The 20,398-nt window shown below is 48.3% G+C and carries 19 protein-coding genes and 1 pseudogene; 6 read left to right on the plus strand and 14 right to left on the minus strand.

The genetic code is table 11. From position 1 onward, the window contains the following. Positions 1-188 precede the first annotated feature (188 nt). Both BN93_RS05130 and BN93_RS05135 read left to right on the plus strand, forming a co-directional pair. Complete coding sequence (locus BN93_RS05130; protein ID WP_044259890.1) at positions 189-1,331, plus strand: lactonase family protein; 1,143 nt, start codon at positions 189-191, stop codon at positions 1,329-1,331. A gap of 232 nt (positions 1,332-1,563) precedes the next feature. Further along, on the plus strand, positions 1,564-2,403 hold the full coding sequence (locus BN93_RS05135; protein ID WP_044259978.1) for a GSCFA domain-containing protein: 840 nt from the start codon (positions 1,564-1,566) through the stop codon (positions 2,401-2,403). Between the two features lie 232 nt (positions 2,404-2,635). On the opposite strand, the gene BN93_RS05140 is transcribed toward BN93_RS05135, so the two are convergent. Together BN93_RS05140 and BN93_RS05150 are read right to left on the minus strand one after the other, a co-directional pair. Then, positions 2,636-3,070: a hypothetical protein gene (locus BN93_RS05140; RefSeq protein ID WP_019187274.1), complete on the minus strand. Its 435-nt coding sequence runs from the start codon at positions 3,068-3,070 to the stop codon at positions 2,636-2,638. Positions 3,071-3,983: 913 nt separating this feature from the next. Next, positions 3,984-4,721, minus strand: a complete 738-nt coding sequence (locus tag BN93_RS05150; protein WP_019187276.1) for a nitroreductase family protein — start codon at positions 4,719-4,721, stop codon at positions 3,984-3,986. Between the two features lie 867 nt (positions 4,722-5,588). On the opposite strand from BN93_RS05150, the gene BN93_RS05155 reads away from it, so the two are divergent. Further along, entirely contained in the window at positions 5,589-6,056 is a 468-nt protein-coding gene (locus tag BN93_RS05155) for a hypothetical protein (RefSeq protein ID WP_044259981.1), read from the plus strand. Positions 6,057-6,272: 216 nt separating this feature from the next. Here the strand turns inward: BN93_RS05155 and BN93_RS05160 are convergent, their stop codons facing one another. Both BN93_RS05160 and BN93_RS05165 read right to left on the minus strand, forming a co-directional pair. Beyond that, complete coding sequence (locus tag BN93_RS05160; protein WP_019187278.1) at positions 6,273-7,265, minus strand: aldo/keto reductase; 993 nt, start codon at positions 7,263-7,265, stop codon at positions 6,273-6,275. A gap of 207 nt (positions 7,266-7,472) precedes the next feature. Next, positions 7,473-9,504 (minus strand): annotated as a pseudogene (locus BN93_RS05165) (TonB-dependent receptor plug domain-containing protein). A 337-nt stretch (positions 9,505-9,841) separates the two neighbouring features. Between BN93_RS05165 and rpsO the strand changes: the two are divergent. After that, on the plus strand, positions 9,842-10,111 hold the full coding sequence (gene rpsO, locus BN93_RS05170) for a 30S ribosomal protein S15 (RefSeq protein ID WP_009162388.1): 270 nt from the start codon (positions 9,842-9,844) through the stop codon (positions 10,109-10,111). A gap of 384 nt (positions 10,112-10,495) precedes the next feature. On the opposite strand, the gene BN93_RS05175 is transcribed toward rpsO, so the two are convergent. From BN93_RS05175 to BN93_RS05185, 3 genes are all read right to left on the minus strand, one after another. Continuing rightward, a complete protein-coding gene (locus BN93_RS05175; protein WP_019187280.1) occupies positions 10,496-11,230 on the minus strand; it encodes a rhomboid family intramembrane serine protease in 735 nt (244 codons plus the stop codon). A gap of 7 nt (positions 11,231-11,237) precedes the next feature. Continuing rightward, positions 11,238-11,717, minus strand: a complete 480-nt coding sequence (locus BN93_RS05180; protein ID WP_019187281.1) for an S-ribosylhomocysteine lyase — start codon at positions 11,715-11,717, stop codon at positions 11,238-11,240. Positions 11,718-11,836: 119 nt separating this feature from the next. Continuing rightward, a complete protein-coding gene (locus BN93_RS05185; RefSeq protein ID WP_019187282.1) occupies positions 11,837-12,520 on the minus strand; it encodes a 5'-methylthioadenosine/adenosylhomocysteine nucleosidase in 684 nt (227 codons plus the stop codon). An 897-nt stretch (positions 12,521-13,417) separates the two neighbouring features. Between BN93_RS05185 and BN93_RS05195 the strand changes: the two genes are divergently transcribed. Beyond that, on the plus strand, positions 13,418-13,600 hold the full coding sequence (locus BN93_RS05195) for a hypothetical protein (RefSeq protein ID WP_019187285.1): 183 nt from the start codon (positions 13,418-13,420) through the stop codon (positions 13,598-13,600). A 501-nt stretch (positions 13,601-14,101) separates the two neighbouring features. On the opposite strand, the gene BN93_RS05200 is transcribed toward BN93_RS05195, so the two are convergent. The 7 genes from BN93_RS05200 to BN93_RS05230 all read right to left on the minus strand — a co-directional run bounded on the left by BN93_RS05200 (position 14,102) and on the right by BN93_RS05230 (position 18,792). Continuing rightward, positions 14,102-14,518 carry a hypothetical protein gene (locus tag BN93_RS05200; RefSeq protein WP_019187286.1) on the minus strand — a complete coding sequence of 139 codons (417 nt, stop codon included), beginning with the start codon at positions 14,516-14,518 and terminating at the stop codon, positions 14,102-14,104. 52 nt (positions 14,519-14,570) lie between these two features. Then, positions 14,571-15,044, minus strand: a complete 474-nt coding sequence (locus BN93_RS18465) for a membrane receptor RagA (protein ID WP_232211112.1) — start codon at positions 15,042-15,044, stop codon at positions 14,571-14,573. 286 nt (positions 15,045-15,330) lie between these two features. Beyond that, positions 15,331-16,227: an energy transducer TonB gene (locus tag BN93_RS05210; protein WP_044259891.1), complete on the minus strand. Its 897-nt coding sequence runs from the start codon at positions 16,225-16,227 to the stop codon at positions 15,331-15,333. Beyond that, positions 16,178-16,837 (minus strand): hypothetical protein, encoded by a 660-nt coding sequence (locus tag BN93_RS18470; RefSeq protein WP_232211113.1) that lies wholly within the window; start codon positions 16,835-16,837, stop codon positions 16,178-16,180. The genes BN93_RS05210 and BN93_RS18470 overlap by 50 nt, the downstream gene beginning before the upstream one ends. A 56-nt stretch (positions 16,838-16,893) precedes the next feature. Further along, on the minus strand, positions 16,894-17,454 hold the full coding sequence (locus BN93_RS05220; protein ID WP_044259985.1) for a hypothetical protein: 561 nt from the start codon (positions 17,452-17,454) through the stop codon (positions 16,894-16,896). A gap of 55 nt (positions 17,455-17,509) precedes the next feature. Further along, positions 17,510-18,049 (minus strand): hypothetical protein, encoded by a 540-nt coding sequence (locus tag BN93_RS05225; RefSeq protein ID WP_019187291.1) that lies wholly within the window; start codon positions 18,047-18,049, stop codon positions 17,510-17,512. A gap of 152 nt (positions 18,050-18,201) precedes the next feature. After that, the gene (locus tag BN93_RS05230) at positions 18,202-18,792 is read right to left on the minus strand and encodes a hypothetical protein (protein ID WP_019187292.1); all 591 of its coding nucleotides are present in this window, start codon (positions 18,790-18,792) and stop codon (positions 18,202-18,204) included. 403 nt (positions 18,793-19,195) lie between these two features. Here BN93_RS05230 and BN93_RS05240 point away from each other — a divergent pair. Then, positions 19,196-20,398 (plus strand): alpha-amylase family glycosyl hydrolase (locus BN93_RS05240; RefSeq protein ID WP_052311362.1); only part of this gene is annotated, 1,203 nt, incomplete at its 3' end.

Consider the following 20,398-nt stretch of genomic DNA (forward strand, 5'->3'; position numbering starts at 1 on the left):
CCGCCAATCATAAGCAGACAAGGGGGCTTTCCCCCTGTCGTTAGTTTCATATTTAAAAGTGATGTGCTGCCAATTACAAGCAGACAAGGGGGCTTTCCCCCACTCCACCCTCCATTATGGCAGTGCAAAAGCAGCATTAAGCTCTCCGCAGTAACAGCATTTCAAACCCCACACTATTCACCATTCTCATGCTCCATCCCCGCCCTTTGCTTTCCCTTGTCCTCTCGGCATTGTCGCTTTGCGGTTTCGCCAAAGGCAAATCGTCTGCACAACTCACCCTCTTTGTTGGCACTTACACCGAAGATAGCCCTTCGGAAGGTATTTATGTGTTCCACTTCAACCAAGAAACGGGACACTTCTCACTTCGGTCTTCGGTCAAGGCAGGCAATCCCTCATTCGTGGTTTTGTCGCCAAACGGCAACCGATTGTATGCCGTGAGCGAGTTCAACGATGGGCGACAAGGGGCGTATAGCTTTGACTACAACCCGAAAACGGGGCGTCTTTCAAACCCCACTTTCGTCTCTACCAAGGCAGGCGACAGGCTCAACGACCCCGAAAATCGACCAGGTAGCGACCCTTGCAACCTCTACACCGATGGGCATTGCCTAATAACGGCCAACTATTCGGGTGGCGACATCAGTGCGTTTAAGCTCGACAAACAAGGCAGACTGCACGGAACTGCCCAACAGACGCGATTTAGCGGACGCGATTCGGCAGCCGTTTCGCACATCCATTGTGGACTTCCCACGCCCGATGGCAAGTATTTCTTGGCCACCGACTTGGGTAACGACTGCATACACAGATTTAATTTCTCACCCAACGGAACGGAAATCTTAACCAACCCCCAGGTGGTCTACGAAGTAAAACGTGGTGAAGGACCGCGCCACATCACGTTAGACAAGGGCGGAAAGTATCTCTATCTCATCAACGAATTGGGCGGAACATGCGTGGTTATGCGCTATAACGACGGGGAATTGACCGAAATTCAATCGTTAATGGCCGACGAAGGAGGCGGACGAGGTAGTGCCGACATACACATTAGTCCCGATGGCAAGTTTCTCTACACGTCGCATCGCCTGAAAAAAGACGGCATTGCCATCTTCTCCATCAACCCACAAACGGGCATGCTCACCAAGGTGGGCTACCAACTAACGGGACTTCACCCCCGAAACTTCGCCATAACACCCAACGGCAAGTATCTACTTGTTGCCTGCCGTGACGATAATACGATACAGATTTTCGAGCGAAACGCCAACACGGGGCTACTCGTCGACACGGGAAAGCGCATCAATCTGGGTAAACCCGTTTGTCTAGTGCTTCGTAAATACTAGTCGGCAACTTCGCCCATAGCCCTTTTTCGCCCGCCTTTCACCCCGTTGCACCTTATATACAACAAGAGCAAAAGTTCCCAATATCCACTCGTGGCATACCCCATACAGGTCTACCACCATATAACCTCACCCATCAGGATGCACGAACATGCCACCAACAGCCATGCAATTAATGCGTACGCGTCCTTTATATTGAGGTAGACAACACAACAGAGGCAAACCGTTCAACATGATGCAACTGCAAACTCCCGTAACCATCCCCCAGCCCAAATTCGACATTCCACCCTTCGAACGCATACTCCTCGTAGGCTCTTGCTTTGCCCAGAACATGGGCAAACGCTTTGTTGATGCCCAATTTCGGGCCACGGTTAACCCTTACGGCGTGATGTACAACCCCGCCAGCATTCTGCATACCGTGGAACGCTGTGGCGAAAGTCCTGCTGTGGCCATCTTTACCTTGGGCACGAACCATGTTTATTACTGGAAAGAAACCGGCGAGATTGCCGACAATTGCCGGAAGCTACCCCAAAAGCTTTTCGAGGAAAAGGAGCTGTCGGTAGACGAATGCGTGGACTTTTTGCAACAAGCTGTCGCCATTTTGAAAGAGCGCAACCCGCAAGTGCAGATTGTTCTCACGGTCAGCCCCATCCGTTATGCCAAATACGGTTTTGTGGCTAGCGGCTTATCAAAGGCCACACTGCTTTTGGCCACGCACCGTTTGCTTGGCCTTCGACCCGATTGTACAACCTATTTTCCCGCCTACGAGCTAATGAACGACGAGCTGCGCGATTACCGTTTCTATGCTCCCGACATGCTCCATCCCTCTGAACAGGCCGTGGAATACATCTGGCAACGCTTTGCCGATGCCTATCTCTCATTCTCTGCCCACACTTTTTTAAAAGAATGGCAACCCCTGCAAGCCGCATTAAGCCACAAACCCTTCAATCCCGACGGTGCAGAATACAAGACTTTCCTTGCCAAAACCCTGCAAAACATACGGGCTTTGGAAACAAAATACGGCCACGAACTAGACCTCTCGGCCTATGAAAACATAGCCAAACACGATGATTGAAACCAGTTCACGCTGTAGAACACTAACGCATTGCAAGGTAAGACTATCCCTTATTTGAGCTGATTTTGCGTAACCCATGCAGTTGCATGGTCACAAAACGCCCCACCTGCGAACAAGTTAACCCTCTATTAGTGGCAAGCTGTCTACTAAACCACGAGGTGTTAATCGGTACAACAGGTGCGTTTTACATGGTTGCGTACTTAGAATGCACCTTCGTTATCTATAAACGGGCTTATTTCTTAGGAGGAGCAGCGGTCTTTACCCTTTGGTATCTATTGAAGACGGTTGGGAAATACTGCACGTCGAAAACATCTTGGTTTAAGGAAAGTATAGTAAACTTCAAAATGCCCATGTACAAGTATCTCTTATCTCCATCAACTTTCACTTTCCATTTCTCACGATCATTTTCTTTTCCGTTAAGCAAAGTTATCAGAGTTCCATCAGCTTGAAATATCAAACGAATATCCGCTGCTCCACTCGTTTTCTCTCCCTTTTCATCAAAAAGCCCCAAGGCCTTCCATTCGCCCACGAACTTTGCTTGAAGTTCAGCAACAGATGCAGCCTCTTCATCCTTATCATTGTCCTTACTACATGATGTTAACGACAACAAGCTTGCTGTCATAGCCGCTAAGGCCACGAATACAAGATAGAGTAATTTCTTTTTCATAAGCGTACAATTTAGATTATTGATAGTGTTAATGCTATGTTCTTTTTGTTACTCGAAAAGTGCGTTTTCTCGCCATGACAATGTTCGAGCAAACTCGATACTGTTCATTTGGCTTAACGCAGACGTTCTTTTCTCGTTCCTCGAAAAGTGCGTTTTCTCGCCATGACAATGTCCGAGCAAGCTCGACGTTGTTCATTTGGCTTAACGAAAACGTTCTTCTTGGTTTCTAAAACAGATATTCATCTTTTCCACGGCTTTGCGTAACATGGCAACAGTGCACTATCTGCCCATTAACACGGCACGCACCCCACATGTCAACCTCGCATTTGTGTTTTTGTTATGGTATCCTTTGGCAAAGGTACGTTTATTTTTCATGAAATGCAAGATAAAACAAAAGAAAATCTACAAAGTTATAGTCAAACAGAATTGCCTTTGGGAAATTGCCGTTAGAAGAAAGCAAGACGTGCACAGCCTGTCATCAACACCCCCCCACACGAGGGGGGGGGGAAGGGGGTACTTCCATTTGCTAACGCTGCAACAGTGGCTGCCTTAATCCAATTCTGTTTGACTCTTTTAATTGACAAAAGCACCAGACAAGCCACACCAACCATAGCAGACAACTTCGAACATGCGGATGGCCATTCCTTCTCCACCACGGACAAGCAGACAGAAAGAATGTAAATTTGTTTCCTAACGATTGTTTTAGCCATTTTCATTTTATATCTAGCCAAACGCAACTGGTGTGCAAACATCCCTTCGCCCATACACCCACACCAAGCCTTATCTCGTTAACGCTGGATGGAACGGTGCGCAAACATCCCTTCGCCCATAAGCCCACACCTTATATATACACGCGCGTGTGCGCGCGTGCGCGTAGCATACAATGTTCTTTCGTGCAGCAAACCAAAGCCTATCACACAAAGCCTTGTTGTCTCAGCACCTTTAAAAGTGCCTCCGACATGGCTTCGTTGGCCACCTTGGTGTAGCGGACATCGGTGTAAACCTGCGCCAAAGTCTCCTTCTTGTTCTCGGCAACAAAGGCCTTGTTAATGGCTAAATCTTCTTTCGCCGCATAAAAGTCGTCTATCTTCGTGGGCGTATAGTCGCGATAAACCTCATCGTGAACAAAGGCAGAAAGCGGAAGTCGGTCGCTCAATGCAGGCTGTTCGTCGGGCCAACCAAGGGTAAGCGTAGCCACAGGCACCACCAAATGCGGCAGTTCCAGCACGTCTATAATCTGCTGGGCGTTATAAATGGTTGTGCCAAGAAAACAATACCCCAGCCCCTCTTCTTCGGCCAAGCAGCAAAAAGTCTGCGTAAAGAGCAAGGCATCTGTGGCCGCATTCATAAACGACAGAAAGTTGTCGTAGCCAGGATGCCCCTTTCTCTGTTCGGCCCAAAGCGTGGTACGCCTGAAATCGGCACAAATGGTTAGCACCACAGGGGCTTGCGTGGTCATTGGCTGATTGAAATGGGCAGGTGCAAGTCGGCGTTTTTGGCTTGCATCGCGCGTAACCACCACGCTGTACAACTGCAAGTTACCCATTGTTTGTGTACGTGCGGCCTGTTCCAGCAAGCCGTTGAGCAACTGTTCGCTCACGTCGTCGGCCTTATATCGGCGTATGGTTGTTCGGTTCTGCAATGATTTCATCATGATTCTATTTGTTGTTTGCCCCACAAAGATAAGGATAAAGTACGGAAAAGCATTCTTTGCGCGCCATAAAATGGTGTGAAAGACATCGCTCTTGCAAATCGTTTAATCCAAAACATCCGCCAACACACATTGTCACCCTACACCGATTTAGCACTTTCAGGTTGTAAACAAAAAGCGCACAATTGGCATACGAAAACTTAACAGAATGTAAATTATCGCGACTTAACGTTAAAAGAAAACTACTAAAATATACTAAAAAATAAATCAACAAAGTGAAAATACATTAGCTTAATAATTAAAAAAGTGCTAAATCACAGAAAAAAGGAACTATAAAAGTAACAACTTAACAGATAATTGTGTATCTTTGCAGAGCAATGTCACTAATACAGCATTTCAGTATAGTTTTCATTAATTGTTACTCTACTATCTATAACAACCAGATGACGGTCTCTTCATCTATCACCAACTAACAGGGGTCTATCAGAGACCACGGGCCCCAAGGGAGGTTAAACCATGAAACTTAAAAGAAAGAGTTATGGTCAGGAAGACTATGAGCTCGACAATGTTTACAATGAAGAAGAACTTTACGGTCAAACAGTAGATTCTTCTATATGGTACACGTAACAAATATACGTGGGGATTTTTCACAACAACAGGAACTTGCCCTTAGCGTAAGGCACAACAAATAGGGGCAAGACTTCATGAAGGAATAGGAAAAAGGGTCTAAGGCGTGCATCTAACCATGTCACTTTAGACTTTTTTTATGCCCTCACTTCTCCACTTGCCCATATAGAGAATGGCCGAAAGTTGAGCAGAATGCCTACCCTGGCTACGTCAACTTACGAAACAAATCACTTTACCACAATGAAAAAGCAAACGAAAAGCATACTATGCGCCGCCCTCGCGGTTCTATGTATGATTACCCTAACAACAGCCTGCACTGCCAGCAAACAAACCAACAACGACATTGAGCAAATCAGCTATCACGAGGCACGGAATTTCTTTCTGAACCAAGGACAAGAACTAGCTGTGGGGCAAAAAATAACCAACGACAAAGACTTCGACAGGTTTTTCGGCTTGGCTGCATTCATGGGAAAAGGCGGCGAACCCACTCGCGTTGACTTCGCCAACGAGTTTGTGCTGCCCATTGTTCTGCCCGAAACCGACTGCGAAACCGACATCACCGCCGTATCTCTAAGCGGCAACGCCTCGGTTATCAACCTCAACTACAAGGTAAAGGTGGGCGAAAAGCGCGATTTCTACATCCGTCCCATCATGTTGCTCGTTGTAGACAAGGCATACAGAGATGCGCAGGTGGTGGTAAACCAGTAATAAGGTTTGTAACACACGTCATCAGGATTGTCCCAACACTCCACTTGGGGCATCGGGCAATCCCGATTTTGCTTTAAACGCACATGCGCTAGCACCTGTATTAATAAGGTTTCCTGGTGTAAGCTGCAAGTTTTCAGCCAGCCCGTCCCCATCAGCCACCAGGCAGAAGCTGCTTTTAGGCAACACCCAAGCAAACCAAAACTCTTGCCAAATACATTATGGGGCTGTACAAGCGTCTACCTCGCGGTTGATAAACAGCAGTTCTTCGTTAGAAAGCGAGAAACTCATTGCAGCAGCATTGCTAATGGCTTGTGTGGCGTTTCGCGCTCCAGCAAGCACCACGCTAATACCCTTTTGCAGCGTAGTCCACCTCAGAACAAGTTGCGCCAACGTCGCCTGTTTCTCTTCTGCGAGCGGTTTAAGACGGTTAAGCATCGCTTCAACGCGTTCTAAGTTAAATCGCGAGAAATATTCATTACGATGGTCGTCTGCCTTCAAGCGGCTTCCTTCGAAGTATTTTCCAGTAAGTAAGCCACGCGCCATCGGACTATAAGCTATTATTCCCAAATTATTTTTCAGTGCATAAGGCACAAGTTGCGCCTCAATTCGGCGGTTCAGCATGCTGTAAGGCACCTGGTTACTTGCCAACTGAATACTTTTGGCAGCCTCCTCCAGCTGTTCAACGCTGTAATTACACACCGCAGCAGCCCTTATTTTTCCCTGTTTCACCAGCAAGTCCAGTGTTTCCATTGTCTCACTGATGGGCGTTGTGCTGTCTGGCCAATGCAGTTGCAGCAAGTCGATATAGTCGGTATCCAATCGTTTAAGGCTCTCTTCCACCTCTTTAAGTATGTTTCCCCTACTCGCATATTTGTAAACACTAACGGTTTTACCATCTTTCAGCGCATCGCTAGTACGTTCGCCACGACCTGCGTTACTGCCATCCCACACCAATCCGAACTTTGTTAGCAGCTGCAAACGCGAACGATCGTAGCCCTTAATGGCCTTCCCAATCACCTCCTCGCTCAGCCCGAACCCATAGAAAGGTGCGGTATCGATGCTCGTTATGCCATTATCGATAGATGCGCGAACAGCCGCTATCGAATCAGCCGCTTCATTTCCACCCCACATTGTGCCCCCAATAGCAAACGAACCATAGGTGATAACCGACAAGCGGAGGTCTGTTGCTCCTAGTTTCTTATACTCCATAATTGTTTGTTGTTAATTACATACAAAGGTAACACTTATCAAACATCTCGCTAAACAAATAGCGTTAAATAACACTTGCACAACAACGACGCAAGCCCGATATTGCAAACACACAAAGTAGCGGCAAACTTCTCGCAAAGAGAAATTTGCCGCTATACCCTGTTACGAGCCTTTCAACTGGAGTAGTAGGGTCCGTTTAGCCTTTGGTTACCAATTCAGCTTAACGCTGCCTCCAGCCATCACCCACAGTCCAGGCTGCTTAACGCCGCCCAAATCGTAATAAGGATGAGCCGTAAGGTTATCGGCCTGTACATAAAGCGAATAGCTGGGTGCCGTCCATTGCAGCTTTAAGTCTACCTTGGTATAGGGGTGATAGCCATTCATACGTTGTTGCCAGCGCATCGCCCAGTGAGCCGAGAGGCGCGAAACGATGTGATGGTCTACCGATGCCGTAAACTTATGGCGCAGGTATTCCAAGGCATAGAGCGACTTATGTATGGGTTGCGTGGTTTCGTGCTGTTGGTGAATGTAGGCATAACCCAACTTAACGGCCGTGAAGGGACTGTTTGCCCACAATTCTCTTGGCATGAAAGCGAGGTCTAGCGAGGCCCCCATGTTGTCCAGTTTGCCAATGTTCAGGGCATGATAACGCGTTGATGCAGCCGTCTCGAACACCCAGTCAATCATGTCGCGCCCATTGCTATAAAAGGCGTTCAGTTGCGTTTCAAGTGCCGTTGTGCGATAACGCGCCCCCAGCTTGTAGGTGTTCACGCGTTCGGGGTTAAGGTTCATGTCGCCCACCTGTGCGCGGTTGCTGATGTAGAGGTCGGTATAAGTTGGCAAACGCAAGGCCTTGTTCCACGAGGCATACACCTTCCATTGCACGTTTGGCCGCCAAGAAATGTCTACACCTGGGTAAAACCGCAAACCGCCCGATAGCCACGTGTTGTGGTTAGCCAACAAACCGGCCGAGAGCGTAAAGTGTTCCAACACCACATTATGCTCTAAAAACAAGCTCGTGTTGGTTCTTTCGCCCCGTCTTTCGTACATTCTGTCGCTGCCATGTATGCTTTTCCATTGGTCGGCAGGCAAGGTTTCGCCGTACGCCGTGCTGTAAATCACCTCCTTACGAAGGTCTGCCCCAAGGGCCGTTTTGCCCAGCAGCCAGTTTACCACCGTGTTTAACGACCCGCCAAACACGTCTGTTCGGTGGTAGTTCTCGCCTTTTGCGGCACCCGTCATGCCGCGTTTCCATTGGTAATGGTCCCAGTTGCGCTGCCAATAAATGGTTGGCGAGAGGGTCAGCACGTTGTTGGCCACGGGTCGGATGTTGCTACCCACCGAGGCGATAAACCTTCGCGTGGCCTCATATTGGTTGTCGCTGGCGATGCCATAGAATGTTCCTGCGCCGTAATCCTTAGAAATAAGGCCGGCTTGCCAAAACAAGTCTACCGCGTTTGCCGCGAAATTGCCTTGGTAATAGCCCTGTCGTTTACGAAAATAAGTGTTGATTGTTCCGCCATCCGACTGCGAATAACCACCGCTAAGCTGCTGGCTCACGGCCTTCGACACCAAACTAAGGGCCGCACTGCCACCAAATGTGCCAAACGAACCACCATCGGCCGACAGCCTAACGCCGCTTTGGGCCCTCGGTTTTGGTCACGATGTTGATGGCACCGCTAAAAGCCGATGCGCCAAAGACACGTGCCGATGCGCCTTCGAGCACCTCAATGCGGTCGATATCAGAAAGAGAAACGGGAAAATCGGCGGCGTTGTGCCCTGTTTGGGGGTTGCTAATGTTCACGCCATTCAACAGAATGGTAATCTGGTCGAACGTTCCGCCGTTGATAGAGATGTCCGTCTGTACACCAAAGCCTCCGCGCTGACGGACATCCACGCCCGAGACTAACTTTAAAACGTCGTTAACACTGGTTGCCGCAGCCCGCTGAATATCGTCGCTGGTGATAACGGCAACAACCTTAGCCGCCTGCAAGGCGGTGAGCGGCGCACGCGAACCAGTTACCACAGCCTCGTCCAGTTTCAGCTCCTTATGCGTAAGGGTGTCTGCTGCCAACGGGGTGCGGGTGCTCACGCCTTCAGCCTTGGCATGCGCCAAGGTTGCAACGCTCAGCGTGCCCACGATAACTTCTTTTCCCAAACACGAGAAAAGCGCATATCCTTTACGAGAGAAATGCGTGAAACGCAGGCTCGCACGCTTGTTGAATAATGATTTGTACATAAAATGATTTGTTATTAAAAACGGTGCAAAGGTAATAAAAAGGCGAGAGAAAGAAAAACTTTTTTGCGCGCAGCAAGCAAAAGTACCACTGCCAAGAGCCAACCAAAAAAAGCGTAGAACCAGTGACAAAGGCGATGAAAACGGCGCGGAAAAACTACGTGGACAAGGAATAAAAGCAATGAAAGAAGCGGAAAAGGCGAGAAAGAGGCCACCCCTATTTGTTAAAAATCATCACATTGCGCGATAAAAGGTTGGTAAAGAGGATGGTTGAACCAATAAAAAGCATTACCTTTGCACCCGCATTTATGCACAAAACCATTTTATAAACAAAAGTTCTATGTATTTAGATCAAGCAAAAAAACAAGAGATCTTTGGACAATACGGGAAGTCTAACTCTGATACTGGTTCTGCTGAGAGCCAGATAGCATTGTTCTCCTACCGTATTTCCCATTTGACGGAACACTTGAAAAAGAACCGTAAAGATTATAACACGGAAAGATCATTGACCATGTTGGTAGGTAAGCGTCGCCGTTTGCTCGACTATCTGTACGACCGCGACATCGAACGCTATCGCGCCATCATCAAGGCTCTTGGTCTGCGTCGCTAAGACACCAGGCAACAAGGTTGCCTTCGCTTGCGAAAACTTACTCCCCGCAGCTGTGGTTCGCCACACGTTGCGGGGAGTTTTTTATGGTAAATGACGAATGCGAGATTTACTTCCAGCCCAACCGACAGCCAGTGCCCAAGCTTTCAGCCTTTTTCTAAAGGCATGTTCTAAAAATTCCCCGCAAAAGTTCGATTGTTGTTCCTTGTATTGCTCTTCACTGTCTTTTTGCTTTTAGCTGGCATCTTTCGCTTACTCTTTCAGTCGCATAGTGCACCATGCTCCTTCAAGAAGTATGCAAAACCTGCTCAACTAAAAGCTAAAAATACAGCAAAGGTAATTTTTAGAACCTGCCTTAATTGCCATTCTCCACTTTGCTTTTAGGGCTTAATCCCCATTTCGTTGTTTCCACAAAGGCAGTACGCAGCCGATAAGAAAGCCTGTGAGCAGGCCAACAGCATGTATGGTAAGGCTTATGCCAACCCTAAAACTGCTCAATATGCTTAGGGCAACCAGGCCCAAGGCGATATAGAAGGCTGTCTTGTGGCGTTGAAACACGCTGGTGTCTAGCAATGCGTAACCAATAAACGCACCATAAAAGCCCAAAACGCCACCCGATGCGCCAAGGAAAACATAACTATTGGTGACCGAACAGACCAAACTGCCCACCACGCCACAAGTAATAAACACCGCTACCACCTTTCTGGGCGACATTATCTCTAACAAGAACATCGCTCCATATACATACGATGCAGCGTTACTCATGAGGTGTATCACGTCGGCATGGGCGAAAACATTGGTGACAAGCCGCCACCATTCGCCGTCAACATATATGCTTTCTCGCTGTCCCCCACCCCATTCCAAGCAGTCTTGGGCAGTGGTGAAAAACGGATTGACACCACCTAAGACCATTACCACGAAATAAACGAAACACACCACCAAGGGAATGGCAGCGGGATATTGCGTTTTATAGTTCTTAAACGAGAAGTCGATGCTACCTGCCGTCTGCTTAACATACAGCATAGGCTTTACGTATGGCATGTGCTTAGGTGGCCCTATGGGCAAAGTTACAGGCTGTTCGCCCGCTTGCCCACCTGCAATGCGGTGCTCTTCATTGGTCATATTGCGTCTATTCTGGATAAATAAGGTTTTCTTCTTTCATGTTATTCAACACTTCGTCCACATACTTGCGCGCCTCGCGGCGAGCCGCAGGCAGGTCGTGTAGCAAGTAGTTGCCGCAGTCTTTGGCGGTGGTGCCAGGCACTTCGCCCTCGAAATCAGCCACAAACTCAAACGTGCGGCGCATCAAGTCTACGATGTCGGCCGACTGCAAGTCGCCTTTCATCAGCAGATAGTTGCCCGTAAGGCATCCCATAGGTCCCCAATACACCACGCGGTCTTTCCATTCGGGGTCGTTACGCAGAAAGGTGGCGGCCAAATGTTCCATCGTATGGATAGCGCCCTGCTCCAAAATGGGTTCGCGGTTGGGTTCTTTCATGCGGATGTCGAAGGTGGTAACAACATCGTTTCCAACGTTGTCTTTACGGCTCACGTATATGCCACGTTTCAGTTTGTTGTGGTCGATGGTAAAACTAGGTATCTTATCCATTTTGTTTTCTTGTTTAAGGGGTGATGTTGGGCAACCGCTGGGTTGCCCTTTATAATATGGTGTAAAGTTGTTTTGTTGTCAAGCGGTTCGCGCTTAGCCCGTAAAGGCACGGCCAGGGCTTAAAGACTCTGCACGAATTGGCTAACCACAGCGAACGAGCCATTGGCCATTCGTTCCCAAAAGTCGAAATATTGCGCGGCCTTTTCGTCTTTTAGTGGCACGTCGCTGATGATGCGAAAACTAACGAACGGCGTTTGATAGCGGTGACAGGTGTGGGCTATGGAACAGCTTTCCATGTCTACCGCCTTGGCATTGGGGAAGTGTTCGAGTATGCTGCGCATCTTTTCCTTACTGTCAACAAACCAATCTCCGCTAACGATAAGTCCGCCATGAATGGGCGTTTCGCCTTTAATCGAAAGCGCGCGGCTAACCATTTCGGCAGCGGCATCAAAGCATGGGGGCAAGCCAGGCAGCTGTCCGTAGGCCACATCGGTGCCACAATACAGGTCGTGGTAGGCATAATGCGTGCCCACCACCACTTCTAAGGGCTTCATTTCCACGTCGGCACCGCCAGCAACACCCGTAGAAATCACCAGCTGGGGCGCGTAACGGGTAATGGTTTCCACGGCTCCGATGGTGCTGTTCACCTTTCCTATACCGCATTGCAACAAAACAAGTTCGTTTGTTCCGATGTTTCCTGTAACGAAAGTAAGGTTGCGATGCGTCTCTACCTTTTCGTTTTCGAGCAACGAACGGAGCTGTACAAACTCCTTATCCATTGCCACGATAAGTGCTATTTTCATTTTTCCTTGTGTTGTTTCCTTATATTAAAGATGTGTATGGGCATGGCCGAACATCAGCCTTTGCAACGTGTTGCCTTTGGGCGAACGATTTTGCATGCCTCAACATCTGCAAAGTTACGATAAAAAAACGAAGAATGCGCACGATAAACTCGTCTTGACTTTTAATATTTCTATAAATTGAGCGGAGTTTATTGTCCTTGTGCAGTAAAACCAAGACAAACACGCTGCCCATGTGCGAAGTACTGGACAAAGACACGATAAAATCTGAATTTCTGCCCAATTGGTCTGTGTCGAAACGTGGTTGTGTATCAAAAAACAACCTGGCGGAAGTCGTTCAACACCTTCTCTACAAGCAGAAAACCGGCTATCAGTGGCAGATTGTTTCTGCATTTCCATGATGTTGTTTCCGTTGGCCGTGAGCAGCATGGCCTGCAAAGGCTCGCGCTGGCAGTGGTAAGCGTACGTGTTTTCTGTGCCGTTGCCCACGCGCATGTGTGCGGCACAATCGTGTTTGTCTAGTTTTCAGCAAGAAATTTAACATTATAAGTGCCCTTTTTGTTCACCAATCGCTCACTCGGCCGCAAATATTCGATTCTCGCGAAGGTTTGTTTTGATGCAAAAAGGGGGTAGCATGCGAATGCAGCAAAATGAATTTATATTCCAACAGACTGACATTTGCACCAGATTTTGGGCTATTTGCAGCAAAATACCATGCGTTTTGGTGCTAAACGGAGTGCAATATGCCGCTAAATGCAATGCGTTTTGGTGCTAAACGCAAGCTAAAATGCTGCTAAATGCAAGACAAAATGGTGCAAAACGCAGTGCTAAATACTGCTTAATGCGACACGAAAGGTATAAATATCCACTGAAAGTGTATAAACAAAACCTTTTAGAACCATGAAACACATGGCCGAAAAGGGCAAAATAGCGGCTAAAAAGTGGGTTTTAGGGGCTAAAAGTGGGGATTTTGGGGTTGAAAAAATACGAGTTGGCAACCAAACTAGAAAGGCAAAATGGTGCAAAACGCAGCTCACATTCTTAAAAATAGACAAAACAAAAGATATGAAAGACCAGAAATAGTAGTTATTCACCTACTTTTTAACCTATATTTTCGCTAGAACGGCGTGAAAACAAGAGTGATATTGTAAAATAAAATTTAAGATTTTAAGTTTGTGGTTTGGTAAGTTTGTAAGTTGGTGAGTTTGCGAGTTTGTAAGCTTGCAAGTTGATAAGTTGGTGAGTTTGTAAATTGACGAGTTGGTGAGCTTGTAAGTTTGTGAGTTGATGGGTTTGTGGGCTTGTGGGCTTGTGGATTTATGCAGTCGGGAGTTTGTCGGGGGCGTCAGCTTATAAGGCAGTAAGTTGATTTGTCCTACACTTCGTTTTGAGAGGAGTGTTTACTTGTGTGGGCATTGCAAAGACAACAGACTCCTCTCAAATTACAGAAATATTAAAAGTGAAGACAACTTCGATGTGTGGGCAAATGGCCAAACAGGCTGCTACTTATTACTCGGCGGAACAAATTTCGTGACCTTCCGCACCTTTCGTATTCTTCTCCTCTTTTCCTTTTTTTGTTCCTGATCATCCCAGTTCGCCGCTGCGAATAATCTCCCCTGTCGCATCTTCGGACACAGAATCGGTTTCTGAACAGGTTGTTCGCTCTTTCGGGAAAACCAATCCTGTTGTCATTTGGTTTTCGCTTGCTTTTACGCTGTCCTGCGTTTCTTGCAAAGCCTTCGGGGCGTTGCCCTGTTTACACCCCGTTGTTAAGGTCATTCCCAAGGCCACACCCATAACCGTTACCGCCTTTCCTGCCTTTCGCAGCAGGTTAAGTTGATGTTCCAAGTAGCGCACTTCGGCCTCACAAGCAGGACAAGTGCCATTGCAACTGCCCTCAAAGTGGCATTCTTTCGGGGCGTATACAATGCCGTTGGTGTCGGCCACGCGCTTTCTCACTTGCTTTAAGGCCGCGCAAATGTTCTTTCCGTTTGGTTTCATGGGGAGTATCTGTTTAAGTTATATTCATAGTTGTGGCGTGTTCTAGGCGGAATTAAGTATTTGACGACATATCCTTTCGTTGCTCTTGGAGGTTAGAAAACAACGCATTCTCTTCTTCATAAGTCGCTATCGAGTCCACAAAAACCGAGTCGCAATCAAGCAAAGAGTCTTTATGCAAGCCTTTCTCTTGCAACTGCTTAGGGGGTTCATACTTTAATTCGCCCAATATATTCTCAGGTGCTTCCACCGTTGGTATAGGAGTACAGGACTTTGAGGCACTAGAACACCCCGTTGCTAAGGTCATTCCCAAGGCCACCCCCATAACCGTTACTGCCTTTCCTGTCTTTCGCAGCAGGTCAAGTTGATGTTCCAAGTAGCGCACTTCGGCCTCGCATGCGGGGCAAGTGCCATTGCAATTGCCCTCAAAGTGGCATTCTTTCGGGGCATATGTAATGCCGTTGGTGTCGGCCACGCGCTTTCTTACCTGCTTTAAGGCCGCACAAATGTTCTTTCCGTTTGGTTTCATGCGAAGTATATGTTTAAGTTCTTGGTTCTTTTTCGTTTCTCGAAAAGTGCATTTTGCCTTTCCACTTCGCCCAAAGCTCCGTGTTGGCGATTTCCAATTCTCGCCATGACAATGTTCGAGCAAGCTCGACATTGTTCATTTGGCTTAACGAAAACGTTCTTTTTCGTTTCTCGAAAAGTGCGTTTTCTCGCCATGACAATGTTCGAGCAAGCTCGACATTGTTCATTTGGCTTAACGAAAACGTTGATGTTATGTGTTACACCTCCATCCACCAGGCGGCATCAGCCTACTTTAACACAAAGGGAACGGCTATCACCACAAGCGAACGAACACGCTTACCTTCCATTCGCGCAGGTTTCCAACGAGGCATCTCCTTCAACACACGTATGGCTTCGGCATCGTAAAGAGAGTCTGCCGACTGGATAACACGCATGGCCGAGAGTCTGCCATTGCGTTCAACCACACACGCCACCTTAACTTTGACCTGCCCACAAGCGGCAGACATGCGGGGCGTAATGCGGATATGGTCTGCAATAAACTGCCGCATCGCCTCGTCGCCTTTCTTGTATCGGGGGCTGATTTCGGGATTTAGATAAACATGGTTGCGATTACGAGCAATGCGTTGGTAATAGGGTATGCCGCCAGCAATGTTGCATATCTTCTGCACGGTCTTTCCCGTTACCGACACTTCGGGTAGTGCATATCCGCTAGAATCGGCCATATATATGGCCGTCGTGTCGGCTTGTGCCGCGCCTTTCTTCACTGCACGCCCGCTGTTTCCACGCACATGATAGTGCCTTGCGTGGGGTTTTGCACCTTCATCGGCGGCCGACACAAGGGCGTTTGCTTGCGGTTGTGGGTTGGGTTGGGTTGTTGGGGAGGTTTCGTTGGCTGCTGCCGACTTGTCCGTTGCGGAAGGTGGAGTACCCGAAGAGGAGTTACAGCCAGCAACCATCGTCAGTCCGAGAGCCAAACCTGCCACCTTAACGGCCTTACCTGCCAAGCGTAGCCTGCCCAATTGGCTTTCTATATACTGCACTTCGGCCTCGCAAGCCGGGCAAGTGCCGCTGCAATCGCCATCGAAACGGCAAGGTGCAGGGGTGTAGTGGATGCCGTTGGCATCGGCCACTTGCTTACGTATCGTCTTCAACGCATGGCAAATGTTCTTTCCGTTCGACTTCATACGCGTCTGTTTTTAATCGTGTCTGGTCACTTCTCTGTAACAACTTAGACTCTCCCTTACCGCCCCCCTTTTTCTTACTCTTTTGGGGCGTTTTCTGGGCGTTATTTTTCTTCTTTGGCTTGGCTGGCCCAATCTTACCAAGTGGGAAAGGGTCGCAAGGATCAACTTTCGGCGAGCCCACAGAGTCGTCTTCAATAATTTCTCCCATCGGTATGGGGTCTTCTCCCGAATGTCTTGTGTCCTTTATCAACGAAGTATCCGTGCGCGATGCCGTGGGTGTGGGGTTCGTATTGTTTCCTGTTTCCACGCGGTTTGTTTGGCCTGGGCCTTGCGGAGAGGTAGGAGTAGCGTTCCCATTGCTTGTCTTACATCCCGCAACCATCGTCATTCCCATGGCCACGCCCATAACCGTCGCTGCCTTTCCTGCCTTTCGAAGCAGGCTAAGCTGATGCTCCAAGTATCGCACTTCGGCCTCGCATGCCGGGCAAGTGCCGTTGCAGTCGCCCTCAAAGTGGCATTCTTTGGGGGCATATACAATGCCGTTGGTATCGGCCACGCGCTTTCTCACCTGCTTTAAGGCCGCGCAAATGTTCTTTCCGTTCGACTTCATACGCATTTGTTTTTATTGTGTCTGGGTTGTTTCTCTGTAACAACTTAGGTGCTCTCTTAACGCCTTCTGCGCCCTTTCTTCTTATTCTTTTGGGGTGTTGTCTGGGCGTTGTTTTTCTTCTTTAGCTTAGCTGGCGCAATCTTACCCAACGGGAAAGGGTCGTAAGGATCAACTTTCGGCGATTCCACAGAGTCGTCTTCGGCAATTTCTCCCGTCAGTATAATTTCTTCTCCCGAATGCCTTGTGTTCTTTATCAACGAGGTATCCGTACACGATGTCTGGGGTGTAGGGATCGTATTACTGCCTGTTTCCACGCGGTTTGTTTGGCCTTGGCCTTGCGGAGAGGCAGAAGGGGCATTTGCATTGCCCGATTTACATCCCGCAACCATCGTCATTCCCACGGCCACGCCCATAACCGTCGCAGCCTTTCCCGCCTTTCGCAGCAGGCTAAGCTGATGCTCTAAATATCGCACTTCGGCCTCGCAAGCCGGGCAAGTGCCGTTGCAGTCGCCCTCAAAGTGGCATTCTTTGGGGGTGTACGCAATGCCGTTGGTGTCGGCCACGCGCTTTCTCACCTGCTTTAAGGCCGCGCAAATGTTCTTTCCGTTCGACTTCATACGCATTTGTTTTTATTGTGTCTGGTTATTTCTCTGTAACAACTTGGCCTCTCCCTTAACGCCTTTTGCGCCCTTTCTTCTTATTCTTTTGGGGTGTTGTCTGGGCGTTGTTTTTCTTCTTTAGCTTGGCTGGCGCAATCTTATCACGTGAGGAAGGCTTAGCAATTGTATTGGTCTCATGGGTCGAATCCCACCCTTTGGGAAGATCACCAAATATATACTCTCTTTTAGTACTCCCCGTATCAGTGCGTAATGTATCGGATGCTGAGGATATATTATTGTCTGTCTTCAAGTTACTGCATTGGGCTATGCGTTGTGGTGTTGTAGAAGTAGCATTTGCATTGCCCGATTTACATCCCGCAACCAACGTCGTTCCCACGGCCACGCCCATAACCGCCGCTGCCTTTCCTGCCTTTCGCAGTAGGCTAAGCTGATGCTCCAAGTATCGCACTTCGGCCTCGCAAGCAGGACAAGTGCCGTTGCAGTCGCCCTCAAAGTGGCATTCTTTGGGGGCATATACAATGCCGTTGGTGTCGGCCACGCGCTTTCTCACCTGCTTTAAGGCCGCGCAAATGTTCTTTCCGTTTGGTTTCATGGGGTTTCCTTTCTCTGTTTAATATTATCTAATGTACGACGATGCCGTTTATAGAGAGGCTATATCCTATTGCAACTTAAACACCGTTTTAAACCAGACGGCTGCCTTTTGTTAAGCCACGAACTAATGGCAAAACAGACAAGCGTTGCTGGCTACCAACTGGCAATCTGCTTAATCAGCACGTCCACGCTCTTTTGATAACTCTTGGGATAGATTAAAGCCAACACTTCCAAATGCGTAACCATACCTCCCTCTGTGGGCTTACACTTCGCATAAAATATGCGCCCATCGTTGGTAAAGCCCGAAAACACGCCTTTGCCCCTAGGGTAATAAGTGATTTTCTTCATCTTAACCTTGTTGATAAGCTGCTGCCCCTCATTTGGAAAGTTATCGTCTATCACCGCCCATGCACCAAGCAAGCAGTATCCCAGCATCACCTTGCGCCAACTATATGTGTTATAAAGGGTAGGAATGTCGTCGTCGAACACTTCGCGAGCGACAAAAAAGCTGGGATAAGTAAAGCCCAAGCCTGATTTCTTCCACTTCGCCTTGTCCATTTTCGCAGCAAACTGAGCCACGTCCGAACTATTAGACTGCTGCGCGGAGGCCGAGAAAGAGCCTGCAACGAAAAGCATTACGAAGAATAAGGCTAGCTTTAACAGGCCTTGCCCCACTCTTTTTTTCGCCAATTCACTATCATTTGCTGCCTTTGTGCAGCTTGTTAAGCGTATATTCTGTTTCATTGCATATAAGTTTGATAAGTAAAATGTCTGTTCAAGCCCACTATTTGCAAAGTTACATTTTTTATTTTACATACCTAATAAACGTGTTAGATTTGTTTTCGTAATACCATAAAAAGGAGAAAATTGTTGAGTTTTCGAGTTGTAAGCGTACAAGTCTGTTACTTTTTTCAACCTGCAAACACGCACTTAGCCATTCATTCGCACGCATGAGGTTGCAACAATAGGCAACAAAGCCCACAAACTTGCACCCAAAACCAAGCCATTGCCATTCCATTCAAAAGCGAAGAGAGGCTCAGTAGTGCAATCGGTTGCGCAAAAAGAGTGCAACTTATCGCGCATTGAACACGCCATCGTACGCAAATTTTTACGAACTTAGCCCCGAACAATCAATCGCTAAAAACTTATGAAAAAGCTCTTTACACTTTTAACAGCCCTGTTGCTAACTGTCTGCACCAAGGCTTTGGCCCAAGGATGGCCACAAAACTACACCGGCGTGATGCTCCAAGGATTTTATTGGGACAGCTACGACGACACCCATTGGACCACATTAGAGGCTCAGGCCACAGAGTTGTCGGCCGCCTTTAACCAAATATGGGTGCCGCAATCGGGCTATTGCAACACCACCCACATGCAAATGGGCTACCTGCCCATTTGGTGGTTCAACCATTTAAGCGCGTTCGGCACCGAAGCAGAATTGCGCCAAATGATTAAAACCTTTAAAAGTAAGGGGACAGGAATTATAGAAGACGTGGTGATTAACCACCGAGCAGGCAACACCAACTGGTGCGACTTCCCCACAGAGAAATGGAACGGCAAGACCATGACGTGGACTTTGGCCGACATCTGCGCCAACGACGACGGTGGGAACACGAAGGCAAACGGCTACAACGTAACGGGTGCGGCCGACACGGGCGACGATTTCGGGGGCGGACGCGACCTAGACCACACCCGACAGAACGTTCGCGACAACATCAAGGCCTATCTTTCGTTCCTGCTTACCGACTTAGGGTACGATGGTTTCAGGTACGACATGGTGAAAGGCTATGCCGCACACTACATAGGCGAGTACAATACGTCTGCCAATCCCAAGTTCTCGGTGGGCGAATATTGGGACGGAAATGTTCAAAAGGTGAAAGAATGGATTGAGGGAACGCGTGCGAACGGTGCCATACAAAGTGCCGCCTTCGACTTCCCCATGAAGTATGCCATCAACGATGCCTTCGGGCAAGGCAGTTGGAACAGACTTACCGATGCAACGCTTGCCGCCGACCAAGCTTATAGTCGTTACGCAGTTACCTTTGTAGACAATCACGATACGGGCCGCCCCAAAGAAAACGGCGGTGCCCAACTATATGCCAACGTATTGGCGGCCAACGCTTACATACTTACCATGCCGGGCACGCCATGCGTATTTCTGCGCCACTGGAAGATGTACAAGCAGTCGCTGAAACGCCTTATTGCCACACGCAAAGCCGTGGGACTAACCAACCAAAGCCAGATTGTTAAGGCAGAATCTGCTGCAAATGGGTTCGTATTGTGCACACAAGGTACTAAGGGTAAAGCCTTGTTGCTGCTGGGCGATGTGAACAACGCCCAAACAGCGGGC

This window comes from Prevotella conceptionensis 9403948, from assembly GCF_000312305.1.
Taxonomy (GTDB): Bacteria; Bacteroidota; Bacteroidia; order Bacteroidales; family Bacteroidaceae; genus Prevotella; species Prevotella conceptionensis.